Below are 13,744 nucleotides of genomic sequence, written 5' to 3'. Positions count from 1 at the left end.
CCACCCGCTCTTGCCGGGTACTGTCATCGCCGCTGCCGGTTTCATAACTGTAGAGACAGCTAAGGCTCGCCTCGCAGACCAGCGCGGGTTCGTAAGGCACATGGAGTTCGATTTCGCCGCCAACGTCGCCGCCGATTGCACCGGGGAACGGGTCCAAGATCAAGGGCGTATTGCCGAAACGACGCCATTCACGGGTCAGCTTGAGCGCCCAGTAGAGCAGCCCCGCTCCGACCAGCGGAAAGAGCAGGATGATCAGCGCCAGCGCCCCTTCCTTGCGCCAGACATCCGGCACGACAAAGGTGGCGGGCAGACTCAATGCATTCCAGATGACGGCAAAAAACCAGATCGCATACATCCCGCCGCGGGCGCTGGAACGGATTTGGTTATCTGCCCATTCGGGACGGGCCAGCCAGGGCTTGGCCGCCGTTTCAGGCGACACGATGGTGCGCTTGCCGCGAAGCCCAAAGACCATCATGCCCAGCCCAGCACCGCCAAAAGCAATGATGAAGACCAACTTGAACCCGATCATTTCCCAGCGCATTTCACGATTCAGTACCGCATCAGCGGGATCGCCGGGTTGGTAGTAAACCGGCACCGGCTCTTGGTTCAAATACATGCGTTCGAGTTGGCTGCCCCATCGCTGCTGAAACTCGCCGATGTTGTCGCCGCCACCGTGGATCGCCACCCGGCTACCGGTATATTCGACGCCGTCGACCCGGTAACGGTACTGGGCGACGGCCTGGTAAGTGGTGGTGTTGTCGGAAGTGCTGCTGCGCAAATTTGCAGAAGTCAGGGTCCCCTGCGTCTGGGGCCAGGAGGCCATGCGTATCACGTCATATACAGCGTGCGCAGTGGTAAAAAAGAAGTAGATGCCTACGGCAAAGAATGGAAGCCCAAAGACGACAAAGAGCCAGCTTCGAGTACGTTTTTCGTATTGCATTCATCCCCTCCCAACCCCTACCCGTGTGATTTGTAGGCTTTTGTCAAGAACCGGCCTTGGGGGTTCCATACCCCCCGCCCCCCGGCGAGCAGATTTCAAACACATCACCAGGCAGCATCTCCACCTGCCCGATGTGGCCCAGGGTTTCGACGCTGCCATCGACCCGCACCACGCGGTTGATGCCCACCTGCCCCGGCTCGCCACCAGCCATGCCAAAGGCACCGTGCACACGGCCGTTGGACAGGATGCTGGCCGTCATCGGCTCCAGGAAGCGCACGCGGCGCACACCGCCATCGCCACCGTGCCAGCGCCCCGCGCCACCCGAGCCGGCGCGGATCGCGTAACTCTCCAGCCGCACCGGGAAGCGGAACTCGAACACCTCCGGGTCGGTCAGGCGTGAATTGGTCATGTGGGTCTGGACCACGCTGGTGCCGTTGAAGCCCTCGCCGGCACCGCTGCCGCCGCTGATGGTTTCGTAGTACTGGTAGCGTGCATTGCCAAAGGTGAAGTTGTTCATGGTGCACTGGCTGGCCGCCATGACGCCTAAAGCGCCATACAGCGCGTTGGTAATGCAGCTCGACGTTTCCACATTGCCCGCCACGACGGACGCCGGCGGGTTGGGGTTCAGCATGGAGCCCGGCGGGATGATGACGTGCAGCGGCTTGAGGCAGCCGGCATTCAGCGGAATGTCGTCACCCACCAGCGTGCGGAACACATACAGCACCGCCGCCATGCACACCGCCGTGGGTGCGTTGAAGTTGTTGGTCTGCTGCGGTGAGGTGCCGGTGAAATCCACCTCGGCCGTTCGCTCCTGCGCATTGACGCGGATCGCCACCTGGATCTGCGCGCCGTTGTCCAGCGCCAGCGTGAACTGCCCGTCCTTCAGGCGGGTGATGACGCGGCGCACCGACTCCTCGGCGTTGTCCTGCACGTGGCGCATATAGGCCTGCACGACATCCAGGCCGAACTGGTCGACCATCTTGCGCAGTTCCTGCACGCCCTTTTCGTTGGCGGCGATTTGCGCTCTCAGGTCGGCCAGGTTTTGCTGGGGGTTGCGTGAAGGGTATTCACCGCTCTGCAGCAGCGCAACCATCTCGGCCTCGCGCAGCACGCCACGGTCCACCAGCAGCACGTTGTTGATCTGCACGCCTTCTTCTTCAATGCGGGTGGAGAACGGCGGCATGGAGCCCGGTGTGGTGCCGCCAATGTCGGCGTGGTGACCTCTGGAACCCACATAGAACAGCGGTGCGTCAGCCCCACCCTGGCCCAGGTACACCGGCGTGATGACAGTGATGTCGGGCAGATGGGTGCCGCCGTGGTAGGGATCGTTGAGCACATACACATGGCCGGGCTGCATCGTGGAGCGGTTCTCGCGGATCACCGTCTTGATGCTCTCGCCCATGGAGCCCAAATGCACCGGCATATGGGGCGCGTTGGCAATCAGGTTGCCATCCGCATCGAACAACGCGCAGCTGAAGTCCAGCCGCTCCTTGATGTTGACCGAGTAGGCGGTGTTCTGCAGTTGCAGGCCCATCTGTTCGGCAATGTTCATGAACAGGTTGTTGAACACCTCCAGCAGCACCGGGTCGGCCGTGGTGCCCGCCGCGTACTGTACGGCGCGCTGCGTGCGGCGCTCCAGCACCAGGTGGTCCAGCGCCGTGAGTGTGGCCTCCCAGCCGGGCTCGACCACGGTGGTGGCGTTCTTCTCGGCAATGATGGCCGGGCCGGGGATCACGTCGCCGGGCTGCAGGTCTTCGCGCACGACCAGCGCCGCGTCATGCCAGGCCGCGCCGGAATACATGCGCACGGTCTCGCGCACCGCGCCGCTGGTCTTCAAATCACGCACCGGGTGTAGCGCATGGCGCGGTTCGGTGGGGGCGTCGCCGGCCACGACGGCCTCCACCGACACGGCTTCCACGACCAGGCCCTTGCCCTGCATCAGGAAGGCAAAGCGCTGGCGGTAGGCGGCCTCAAAGCCGTCCACGATGTCGTCCAGCGTGCCAAAGGGAACAACGAGAGCCGAGTCACTGCCCTCGTAGCGCACATGCACGCGACGGTGCATCTCCATGGCGCCCACGCTCACCTGCTGGCGCACCAGCTCGGCCTGGGCGGCGGCGGCCAGCGTATCCAGTTGCGCGGCAATGTCGGCCAGCGCCTCGGGCTTGAGCGGCAGTTCCACCGCCTGCTCGCGGATCACGGTCTGGTCCGCCAGGCCCATGCCGTAGGCCGACAGCACGCCGGCCAGTGGGTGCACAAACACCTTCGTCATGCCCAGGGCATCGGCCACCAGGCAGGCGTGCTGGCCACCGGCGCCGCCAAAGCACTGCAAGGTGTAGCGGGTCACGTCGTAACCGCGTGCCACCGAAATCTTCTTGATGGCATTGGCCATCTGCTGCACGGCAATCGCAATAAAGCCTTCGGCCACATCCTCGGGCGTGCGGCCGGTCTGCGCGGACAAGGCGGCAAACTTCTGCTGCACCACGGCGCCGTCCAGCGCCTCGTTGGCGTGCACGCCAAACACCTGGGGGAAGAAACGCGGCTGCACCTTGCCGACCATCACGTTCGCATCGGTCACGGCCAGTGGGCCACCACGGCGGTAGCTGGCCGGGCCGGGGTTGGCACCGGCGCTCTCGGGTCCCACGCGAAAACGCGCGCCGTCAAACGCCAGGATGGAGCCGCCACCGGCCGCCACGGTGTGGATGCTCATCATGGGCGCGCGCATGCGCACGCCGGCCACCTGGGTCTCGAACTCGCGCTCGAAGGCGCCGGCATAGTGACTCACGTCAGTGGAGGTGCCGCCCATGTCAAAGCCGATCACCTTGCACATCCCGTCCAGCTGCGCCGAAGAACTGTTGAAGGCCAGCTCCGCTGTCCGGGCCATGCCCACGATACCGCCGGCCGGGCCGCTCAGGATCGCGTCCTTGCCCTGGAAGGCATGGGCGTCGGTCAGGCCGCCACTGGACTGCATGAAGAAGAGTTTGACACCCGGCATCTCACCGGCCACCTGCTCCACGTAACGACGCAGGATGGGTGACAGGTAGGCATCCACCACGGTCGTGTCGCCACGGCTGACGAACTTCATCATCGGGCTGGTTTCATGCGAGGTGCTGACCTGGGTGAAGCCGACCTCTCGCGCTATTGCGGCCGCGGCCTTTTCATGCGCGGTGTAGCGGTAGCCGTGCATGAATACGATGGAAACACTGCGTAGCCCGCGTGTATATTGCGCGAGTAGCTCCTGTTTTAATAGCGTCTCATCCAGTACCTGGACCACCTCACCGTGCGCGCCCATGCGCTCCTGGGCCTCCACCACGGCGCTGTACAGCAGCTCGGGCAGGATGATGTGGCGGTCAAAAATGCGCGGTCGGTTCTGGTAGGCGATGCGCAGCGCGTCACGAAAGCCGCGCGTGGTGACCAGCAGCGTGGGCTCGCCCTTGCGCTCCAGCAGCGCATTGGTGGCCACGGTGGTGCCCATCTTCACGCATTCCACCAGGTCGGGCGTGACCGGTTCGCCAGCCTTGAGGCCCAACAGGTGGCGGATGCCGGCCACGGCCGCGTCGCGGTACTGCTCGGGGTTTTCGCTCAGCAGCTTGTGCGTGACCAGCGTGCCATCGGGGCGCTTGCCGACGACGTCGGTGAAGGTGCCGCCCCGGTCGATCCAAAATTGCCAGCGGGAAGTGGTGGAGGGGTTCATAGGGATGCTGCGGAGCGGGCCGCCTGGTCGTAGATGCCGGAGAGCAGGCGCAGCAGGCGCGCCAGTTCGCCAATGTCGCGGTTCAGGCCGTCATCGGCGTTGAGCGCGTTGATCAGGCAGGACTCGCGGATTTCGCGGTAGCGCGCCACGAAGTCGCGCCCCGTGTCGGTGCTGGCGTAGGTCACGTCCTTGCCGTTTTTGCTGGAGGCCACCACGCCCAGGTTCTGCAGCTTTTTCAACGCGTAGTTGATCAGGTGGGTGTCTTCCACATTCATGATGAAGCAGATGTCGGCCAGGCGCTTGTTGCGGGCGCGGTGCGTGACGTGGTGCAACACCAGTACGTCCAGTGGCGTCAGGTCTTTCAGGCCAGCCGCACTCATGCAGTGCGTGATCCAGCGATGAAAGGCGTTGCCAGCCACGATCAGGCCGAACTCGAACTCGCTCATCTCGGCACTGCGCGGCGACACCAGATGGGCCGACGACACGATGGGTGCGCTCACCGGCGCCGAACCAACGCTGTCGGCTGCTGATGCGAGGGGTGCAGGTTTCTTGGCCATGGGTTTGCTCCAGGTTGGCATCTTTGTTGCAAGGTCGAATTGTAGGTAGCATGATGATGATTTATCGACAATTTATTGACATTTAGGGAAAACACCAAGATGCCACGCGCTATTGCGAATTACATTCAGCTACCTGCAAGCCCTTTCAACCAACCGGAGTTTTTATGAAACGTCGCCTGTTTGCCTTGTCCGCCACTGCCGCTGCCCTGACCCTCGGTCTGGCCGCTGGTGCCGCGTCTGCCCAGACCAAGTGGGACCTGGCCGCTGCCTACCCGGCCACCAACTTCCACTCTGAAAACCTGGCGCAATTTGCCAAGGACGTCGAAGCCGCCAGCGGTGGCAAACTCAAGATCACCGTGCACGCCAACGCCGCGCTGTTCAAGGCGCCCGAGATCAAACGCGCCGTGCAGGGCGGCCAGGCCCAGGCAGGTGAAATCCTGCTGGCCAATTTCCAGAACGAGTGGCAACTTTTCGGTGCCGATGGCCTGCCCTTCCTGGCCGACAGTTATGACGAGTCCAACAAACTTTACAAAGCGCAGCGCCCGCTGCTGGAGAAAAAGCTCGGTGAGCAGGGCATGGCTCTGCTCTACGCCGTGGCCTGGCCACCCCAGGGCATTTACAGCAAGAAGCCGCTGAACTCGGCAGCCGACCTCAAGGGCATCAAATGGCGCGCCTACAGCCCGTCCACCAGCCGCATTGCCGAATTGGTGGGCGCCCAACCGGTGACCGTGCAGGCAGCCGAGTTGTCACAGGCTTTTGCCACCGGCGTGGTGGAAGCCACCATGACCTCGGGGGCCTCGGGTGTGGACAGCAAGCTGTACGAGAACCTCAAGTATTACTACGACACCCAGGCCTGGCTGCCCAAGAACGCCGTCATCGTCAACAAGGCCGCATTCAATGCGCTGGACAAAGCCACCCAGGCCGTGGTGCTGAAAGCCGCCGCGGACGCCGAAGCCCGCGGCCTGGCGGCCAGCAAACGGGTCAACGTCGAGTCGATCGACAAGCTCAAGGCCAACGGCATGACCGTGGCTGCGCCCTCGGCCCAGTTGAAAGCTGACATGAAAAAAGTGGGCGACACCATGCTCAAGGAATGGCTGGACAAGGCCGGCCCTGAAGGCAAAACCCTGGTGGATGCTTTCCACAAGCCCTGATTTGCCAACGACAGGAGCTTTTGATGCGCAAGGCACTTGATGCCCTTTACGACGGTGCCGCCGCCCTGGCGGCACTGTTTCTGGTGGGTTTGCTCGGCATGGTGCTGCTGTCCGTCATCGGTCGGCAGCTGAATTTTTACGTGCCAGGCACCGATGCCTACGCGGGCTACTTGATGGCGGCCAGCGGCTTTCTGGCGCTGGCGCACACCCTCAAGCGCGGTGAACACATCCGCGTGACCCTGATTCTGGGCGCCCTGTCCGGGCGCTGGAAAAAGGGCATGGAGGTGTGGGCGCTGGCCTTTGCCAGTGCCCTGACGGCCATGTTTGCCTTCTACAGCTGCCGACTGGCCTGGCAGTCACGCAGCTTCAATGACATTTCCACCGGCAGTGACGCCACGCCGCTGTGGATGCCGCAGATCGGCATGGCGGTGGGCACCGTCATCCTGGCCATTGCCTTCATCGATGAACTGGTGCTGGAGCTGCGCGGCCAACGCGTGGTCCAGAGCAGCGATGAACCTCTGCGCAATGAGTAAGAAAACAAGCCGTCAGCCCGCGTCAACATTGTGCAATTAGCTACTATTTTTGTAGCAAAATAAGAGCTTCTGGAATACCATGAATGATCTCGCAATCACCGCCGGCCTGCTGGTGGCCTTGTTCCTGATCCTGGGCAGCGGTGTCTGGGTGGGCCTGACCCTCACCGGTGTCGCCTGGATGGCGGTGTCGCTGTTCTCCAGCCGCCCCGCCGGGGACGCCATGGCTGTCACGGTCTGGGGCTCCAGCAGCAGTTGGACGCTGACCGCGCTGCCCCTGTTTGTCTGGATGGGTGAAATCCTGTTTCGCACCCGGCTGAGCCAGGACATGTTCAAAGGCCTAGCGCCCTGGGTGCAGGGCCTGCCGGGGCGGCTCTTGCACACCAATGTGATTGGCTGCACCATTTTTGCCGCCGTGTCGGGGTCGAGTGCCGCCACCTGCGCCACCATCGGAAAGATGACGCTGCCCGAGCTGACCCGGCGCGGTTACCCCGACCACATGGTGGTGGGCACGCTGGCCGGCGCGGCAACGCTAGGGCTGCTGATTCCGCCGTCCATCATCATGATCGTCTACGGTGTGGCGGCCGAGGTGTCGATCTCCAAGCTGTTCATCGCCGGTGTGCTGCCGGGCCTGCTGCTGGCCGGTCTGTTTTCCGGCTACATCATGTTCTGGGCGGTGCGCCACCCGGAGCAGGTGCCCGCCGCCGACACCCGCATGACGTTCCTGCAAAAGCTCTCCGAGTCGCGCAGCCTGATTCCCGTCGTGCTGCTGATTGCCGCCGTGCTGGGTTCCATCTATTCGGGCATCGCCACTGCCACCGAGGCGGCCGCCGTGGGTGTGGTGGGTTCGCTGGTGCTCTCGGGTGTGCAGGGTTCACTGAACTGGGCCACTTTCCGTGACGCCCTCATGGGCGCCACCCGGCTGTATTGCATGATCGGGCTGATCCTGGCCGGCGCCGCCTTCCTGACGCTGGCCATGGGCTACATCGGCCTGCCGCGCCATCTGGCCGAGTGGATTGCCACGCTGGGCCTGAGCCGGGCACAGTTGATCGTGGCCCTGTCCATTTTCTTCATCATCCTGGGCTGCTTTCTCGATGGCATCTCGATGGTGGTGCTGACCATGGGCGTGCTGATGCCCACGGTGCAGGCCGCCGGCATCGACCCGATCTGGTTCGGCATCTTCATCGTGCTGGTGGTCGAGATGGCGCAGATCACACCGCCGGTGGGCTTCAACCTGTTTGTGCTGCAGGGCATGACCGGGCGCCAACTGACCTGGATCGCCAAGGTCACCATGCCGATGTTCTGGCTGATGTGTGTGGCCGTGGCGTTGATCTATCTCTTCCCCGAGATCGTGACCTGGCTGCCACAAAAAATGGCCAGTTAGTGGCGTGGCCGACTGCTGAACCAGCGGGTTGAATCGCCCTGAAATGCGGTAGCCGGGGTCACCGGGAATACCGCCACTTGCGCAGCGGCAGGCCCAGGTAGTACTTGCGCAGGAACTCCAGACGCGCCGCCAGTGACGCCGTGTAGGCCGGACTGGCGGGCACATACCAGCTGTTGAGCCCGGTGCGCAGCAGCAATTGGTAGCCGTTTTGCGTCATCAACTGATGCTTTTTCAGGTGCGTCACATGGTCTTCAATCAGCACCAGGCGTGGCTTCCAGTACGAAAAGTCAAAGCCTGACAGCGCCACCAGTTCGTGGCCTTCGATGTCGATTGACAGCAGGTCAAAACCGACCGGTGCCCCGTGGCTGCGCAAAATGGTGTCCAGCGTTTCACAGCGCACCGACACCGTGGCCCGCACCACCGCGCCAATGGCGATCGGCTGGTCTTCCAGCGTGGAGTGCGGCCCGGCACGGTTGAGCTGCAGGAATTTACCGGCATTGTCCGGGCTGGAGCAGGCCATCTCCACCACCACGCCTTGGCGCGACTGGCGCAGCAGCGCGCAGCAATCCGGGTCCGGCTCCACCAGCAGTCCGGTCCAGCCCAATGCTTCCAGGTGCTGCGACTGCGAGTCCAGCACCGGGTCATTGGCCCCCACATCCACATAAAAGCCGCTGGGACTCTGGAAAAAGGACTGCACCAGCGCCTGCTCCACCGCCGGCTCGTTGCTGAACTGGTGAATGTGACGTGTTTTGAAATCGGCTCTGCGGGACAAATCTGACAACATGGAGGGTTCACCGGATGGCTGGAAACCGCCGATTATCCGGTGATCCGCTCGCCACCATGCCGCTGCTGGCTCGCCAGGCCGCTGACTCAGGGGGTCTGGATCAAACCGCGCACCGCCGCCAGTTGCCGGCGCGAGACATGCAGCGGCTCTTCCACGCCATCCAGCCGCACCGCCCAGCCCTCCCCCTCCTGCGGGTCATGGTGTTTTTCCAGCGAACGCACGGCGCGCCGGGCCACCAGCGCGTTGCGGTGGATGCGGATAAACCGGTTGGCATAACGGCTTTCCAGATCACCCAAGGAACCTTCCAGCACATAACAATGCTGCGCTGTGCGCACCGTGATGTATTTGAGCTCGGCCTTGAGATAAAGCACCGCCGACAACGGCAGGCGCTCAGTGCGGCCACGTTCCTGAATCACCAAGGTTTCTTCAGCAAAATCATGCTCTAGCCCGCGTATTACCTGCATAGATCGCTCTATTTTTTGTAGCGACGCCTGCAAGCGCTCAAGCCGCACCGGTTTGGTCAGGTAGTCCACGGCCTCCAGCTCGAAGGCTTGCACCGCGTGTTCGGTGTGGGCGGTGACAAACACCACAGCCGGCGGCTCAGACAAGGCGCGCAAGGCCTGCGCCAGGGCCAGCCCGTCGGTGCCGGGCATATGGATGTCCACCAGCGCCGCATCCACGGCATGGTGCGCCACGCATTGCATGGCCTGCACCGCATTGCTCGCCTCACCCACCACCACGGCTTCGGGCGTGCGGCAGTCGCTCAGCAGGCTCTTCAGGCGCGCGCGCGCCAGCGCTTCATCGTCCACAATCAAAACTCTCAGCGCCATGGCTCCTCCCTTTGACCCGGCTACAGCGGAACCTCGATCCTGACCTGAAACACCCCATTTTTCAAGCCACTCTGAAACCGGCCCTGCACATCGTGCATCAGGTGCAGGCGTTCTTGCACATTGGCCAGCGCCAACCCATGCCCGGACGACGGCACCGCCCGCGGGTCCACGGTGTTGCTCACCTTGATGATCGCCACGGCACCGCGACGCTGGGTGCTGACCTTGATGTGTCCGCCATCGGCACAGGGCTCCACACCGTGTTTGACGGCGTTCTCCACCAACGGCTGCAGCAGCAGCGGCGGCAGCCTGGCGCCTGATGCCCGTTCGTCCAGCGACCACTCCACCCGGATACGGTCACCAAACCGCACCTGCTCAATGGCCAGATAACGTTGTGCCAACGCAATCTCATCGGCCAGGCTCACACTGGAGGCCTGTTCGGTCAGGGCGTAACGAAACAGGTCGCTCAGGTCTTCCAGCAGGCGCTCGGCCTTGGCCGGCTCGGCGCGTACCAGGGCAATGGCGCTGTTGAGCGTGTTGAACAGAAAATGCGGCCGGATCCGTGCCTGCAGTTCGGTCAGCCGCGCCGCCGTGGCGGCGGGTGTCTTGCCCCGGGCGCGCATCACCAGCGCGGCCACCAAGGCGGCAGACAGCATGGCACCACTGAAGGCGCTGGCCCACCAGGGCACGCTGTCGAGCAGGCCCATCAGCGCCAGCACACCACAACCATAGACGGCGGCCAGCGCACCCAGCAGCACACCGATGACCTGCTGCAGCACCGGGGGCCAACGCGCCAGCCAGCGCTTGAGGCCACAGGCTGCAATCAGCCAGACCAGCGTGGCCGGCAAGGCCGCCCCGGTGATCAGCGACAGCCGCAGCATCCACTCCAACAGGGTGTTGGCGCCAAACATGGCACCGACCCCCACCACCAGCTCGACAAACAACACGGCACGCAGCACCACCCCGACATGGCAGGCGTCAAACACCAGTGAATCCGGCACCGGTGCGGACGGTGGCGGGGTGTTGTCCTGGAAGACCGATAAAATTTGGGTGTCTTTCATTGATCAAGTGGTTTTTTTGTGCGCATCCATGCTGGCGCGCCCCATTATTGATGATTCCCGGGTCAACCTTGCCCTACACACTAACGCGCTGAGCCCATGAGCCAAAACCAACTCGACAAAAAATCCCAGGCCTGGTCGGCCCTGTTCTCGGAACCGATGAGTGATCTGGTCAAACGCTACACCGCCAGTGTGTTTTTTGACAAGCGCCTGTGGCAGGCCGACATCATGGGCAGCCTGGCCCACGCCGAGATGCTGGCCGCCCAGGGCATCATCAGCGGCCAGGACCGCGCCGACATCGAGCGTGGCATGGCCCAGATCACCCAGGAGATCGCGTCTGGCGCGTTTGAGTGGAAACTGGACCTGGAAGACGTGCACCTGAACATTGAGGCCCGCCTGACCCAGCTGATTGGTGACGCCGGCAAGCGTCTGCACACCGGACGCAGCCGCAACGACCAGGTCGCCACCGACGTGCGCCTGTGGCTGCGCGGCGAAATCGACCTGATTGGTGAGCTGCTGGTCGAGCTGCAAAGAGCCCTGCTGGACGTGGCTGCCAGACATGTTGATGTGATCCTGCCGGGATTCACCCACCTGCAAGTGGCCCAGCCGGTGAGTTTTGGTCACCACATGCTGGCCTATGTGGAAATGTTCAGCCGCGATGCCGAGCGCTTCACCGAAGTCCGCCGCCGTACCAACCGCCTGCCGCTGGGCGCCGCTGCGCTGGCCGGTACCAGCTACCCGCTGGACCGCAAACGGGTTGCCCGCACCCTGGGCATGGTGGACGAGGCCGGGATCCCCTGTGTCTGCCAGAACAGCCTGGATGCGGTCAGTGACCGTGACTTCGCCATCGAATTCACCGCTGCAGCATCGCTGTGCATGGTGCACATCAGCCGCCTGAGTGAAGAGCTGGTGTTGTGGATGAGCCAGAACTTCGGCTTCATCAAAATTGCCGACCGCTTCACCACCGGCAGCTCCATCATGCCGCAGAAGAAAAACCCGGACGTGCCGGAACTGGCCCGCGGCAAGACCGGCCGGGTGGTTGGCCACCTGATGGGACTGATCACCCTGATGAAAGGCCAGCCGCTGGCCTATAACAAAGACAACCAGGAAGACAAGGAACCGCTGTTTGACACGGTGGACACGCTGAAGGACACCCTGCGCATCTTTGCCGAGATGATCGGCGGCCAGACCAACCCGGCCACCGGCGCCAAGGAAGGCGGCATCACCGTGAACGCACAGGCCATGGAGCAAGCCGCCCTCAAGGGCTACGCCACGGCCACCGATCTGGCCGACTACCTGGTCAAAAAAGGCCTGCCGTTCCGCGATGCGCATGAAACCGTGGCGCACGCCGTCAAGGCGGCGGTCTCCCATCAGGTTGACCTGTCGGAGCTGCCCCTCAAGGTGCTACAGGAATTCAATCCGAAGATCGAAAAAGATGTGTTTGACGTGCTGTCGCTGCGCGGTTCGCTGCACGCGCGCCATGTGTTGGGCGGCACGGCGCCAGAGCAGGTGCGTGACCAAATTGCGCTACACACCCACCGGCTGGCCTGACGCCCCCCTCCCCCCCAGAGTCTGTGTCATTTCAAGCTCTCAACCGAAGATTCACCATGTCACTTTCTTCCCGCATTTTTCTCACGGCAGCCCTGCTTGGGACGCTGGTTGCCCTGCCCTGTGCCGCCCAATCGGCGAAATCGCCAGAGGCCATGGAGGCCAGCCTGCGCAACCGGCTCAACGAAGCCGCCAAAGACCCCAAGCTGACCGAGACGCTGCTGAAGTCAGGCCAGAAGGTGGCCGCCTTTTGTGCCAATTGCCATGGTCAAAGCGGCAACAGCACCAGCCCGGACATCCCCAACCTGGCCGGCCAGAACCCGGTTTACCTGTTGGTGCAACTGCGCAAATTCACTGACGGCAGCCGCCGCAACGAGTTCATGGAAGGCATGATCAAAGCCCTGAGCACCGACGAAAAAGCCGGTGTGGTGCTGTTCTACAACCGCCAGCAAGCCTTGCGCCACCCCGTCACCAACCCGACGCTGGCAGCCAAGGGTAAAGTGCTGTTCAACAAGAACTGTTTCCGCTGCCACGGCGAGAACGGACTCGGTGGTGAAAACTTCGCCCGCATCGCCGGGCAACAAACCACGTATCTGCAACGCACCTTGCAGCGCTACCGCAGTGGTGACGGCGTTCGCATGGACCCGCTGATGGCCGCCAACACCAAACAACTGACCAACGAAGACATTGATGCCGTGGTCGCCTACGTCGCGTCCCTGTGACCCCGCCTTGTGCCCGACCGACGCCTACCATGACCGAATCCACCTCGACACCCGTCCAGCCAGCGCCCTGCCATGCCAGCCGCTGGCGCATTGCCACCATCATCTGCCTGCTGGTGCTGGCGCTGGCCGCCGCCACCGGCATGAGCATGCTGGAGCAATTCAAGGCCCAGCTGTCCCACCTGCAAACCAAGCTGAAGTCTGTGCCACAGATCAAGTATGTGGCGGTGTTGCTGGACGACAAACATCTGCCAGCGCAGCTCATCACCTACGACCCGCAAGACGGTTTTCTGCAAATCCAGCGCCTCAACGAGGTCAAGGAAGGCCAGGAGGACAGCATGCAACTATGGGCGCTGGATGAACAGGGCCAGCCCCTGTCCCTCGGGGTGATCACCCCCAAGCTCAAGACCTCGCAAATCCGTGTGACCGACAAGATCCTTTCCCAAGCCCGCGGGCTGGCCGTCAGCGTGGAAAACAAGGGCGGTGTTGAACCCGAACGCGGACCACGATTGCCCTATCTGTTCACCGGTGCACTGATCCGCAAGGCCTTGTAAC

General features: G+C 63.0%; 12 protein-coding genes. 6 read left to right on the top strand and 6 right to left on the bottom strand.

From position 1 onward, the window contains the following. The 3 genes from PHW99_RS15175 to PHW99_RS15165 all read right to left on the bottom strand — a co-directional run. Positions 1 to 940: DUF3592 domain-containing protein (locus PHW99_RS15175; RefSeq protein ID WP_300179356.1), on the bottom strand; the 940-nt coding region annotated here is incomplete at its 3' end. Positions 941 to 983: 43 nt separating this feature from the next. Then, entirely contained in the window at positions 984 to 4,631 is a 3,648-nt protein-coding gene (locus tag PHW99_RS15170; protein WP_300179353.1) for a hydantoinase B/oxoprolinase family protein, read from the bottom strand. Then, positions 4,628 to 5,188, bottom strand: coding sequence for a winged helix DNA-binding protein (locus tag PHW99_RS15165; protein WP_300179352.1), 561 nt, complete (start codon positions 5,186 to 5,188; stop codon positions 4,628 to 4,630). Before PHW99_RS15165 ends, PHW99_RS15170 begins: the two co-directional genes overlap by 4 nt. Positions 5,189 to 5,352: 164 nt before the next feature. Between PHW99_RS15165 and PHW99_RS15160 the strand changes: the two genes are divergently transcribed. The 3 genes from PHW99_RS15160 (at position 5,353) to PHW99_RS15150 (ending at position 8,253) form a co-directional block, all read left to right on the top strand. Further along, complete coding sequence (locus PHW99_RS15160) at positions 5,353 to 6,339, top strand: TRAP transporter substrate-binding protein (RefSeq protein WP_300179349.1); 987 nt, start codon at positions 5,353 to 5,355, stop codon at positions 6,337 to 6,339. Positions 6,340 to 6,362: 23 nt separating this feature from the next. After that, positions 6,363 to 6,872 carry a TRAP transporter small permease gene (locus PHW99_RS15155; protein ID WP_300179346.1) on the top strand — a complete coding sequence of 170 codons (510 nt, stop codon included), beginning with the start codon at positions 6,363 to 6,365 and terminating at the stop codon, positions 6,870 to 6,872. A gap of 79 nt (positions 6,873 to 6,951) precedes the next feature. Further along, on the top strand, positions 6,952 to 8,253 hold the full coding sequence (locus tag PHW99_RS15150; RefSeq protein WP_300179343.1) for a TRAP transporter large permease subunit: 1,302 nt from the start codon (positions 6,952 to 6,954) through the stop codon (positions 8,251 to 8,253). A gap of 58 nt (positions 8,254 to 8,311) precedes the next feature. Here the strand turns inward: PHW99_RS15150 and PHW99_RS15145 are convergent, their stop codons facing one another. The 3 genes from PHW99_RS15145 to PHW99_RS15135 all read right to left on the bottom strand — a co-directional run bounded on the left by PHW99_RS15145 (position 8,312) and on the right by PHW99_RS15135 (position 10,925). Next, positions 8,312 to 9,037, bottom strand: a complete 726-nt coding sequence (locus PHW99_RS15145; RefSeq protein ID WP_300179340.1) for an FkbM family methyltransferase — start codon at positions 9,035 to 9,037, stop codon at positions 8,312 to 8,314. 86 nt (positions 9,038 to 9,123) lie between these two features. Beyond that, positions 9,124 to 9,867, bottom strand: coding sequence for a LytTR family DNA-binding domain-containing protein (locus PHW99_RS15140; RefSeq protein ID WP_300179337.1), 744 nt, complete (start codon positions 9,865 to 9,867; stop codon positions 9,124 to 9,126). Positions 9,868 to 9,887: 20 nt separating this feature from the next. After that, complete coding sequence (locus tag PHW99_RS15135; protein WP_300179334.1) at positions 9,888 to 10,925, bottom strand: histidine kinase; 1,038 nt, start codon at positions 10,923 to 10,925, stop codon at positions 9,888 to 9,890. 96 nt (positions 10,926 to 11,021) lie between these two features. Between PHW99_RS15135 and argH the strand changes: the two genes are divergently transcribed. From argH to PHW99_RS15120, 3 genes are read left to right on the top strand one after another with little or no spacing between them, the layout of a single operon-like run. Next, positions 11,022 to 12,473: an argininosuccinate lyase gene (gene argH, locus PHW99_RS15130; protein ID WP_300179331.1), complete on the top strand. Its 1,452-nt coding sequence runs from the start codon at positions 11,022 to 11,024 to the stop codon at positions 12,471 to 12,473. 56 nt (positions 12,474 to 12,529) lie between these two features. Next, positions 12,530 to 13,192, top strand: a complete 663-nt coding sequence (locus PHW99_RS15125) for a c-type cytochrome (protein WP_300179328.1) — start codon at positions 12,530 to 12,532, stop codon at positions 13,190 to 13,192. A gap of 29 nt (positions 13,193 to 13,221) precedes the next feature. Further along, positions 13,222 to 13,743, top strand: coding sequence for an anti-sigma factor (locus tag PHW99_RS15120; protein ID WP_366913542.1), 522 nt, complete (start codon positions 13,222 to 13,224; stop codon positions 13,741 to 13,743). Position 13,744: the final 1 nt, after the last annotated feature.

It is taken from the genome of Rhodoferax sp. (genome assembly GCF_028689305.1).
Classification (GTDB): domain Bacteria; phylum Pseudomonadota; class Gammaproteobacteria; order Burkholderiales; family Burkholderiaceae_C; genus Rhodoferax.
Note: the sequence above shows the minus strand (reverse complement) of the source record. Positions and strands in the feature narration are given on the sequence as shown.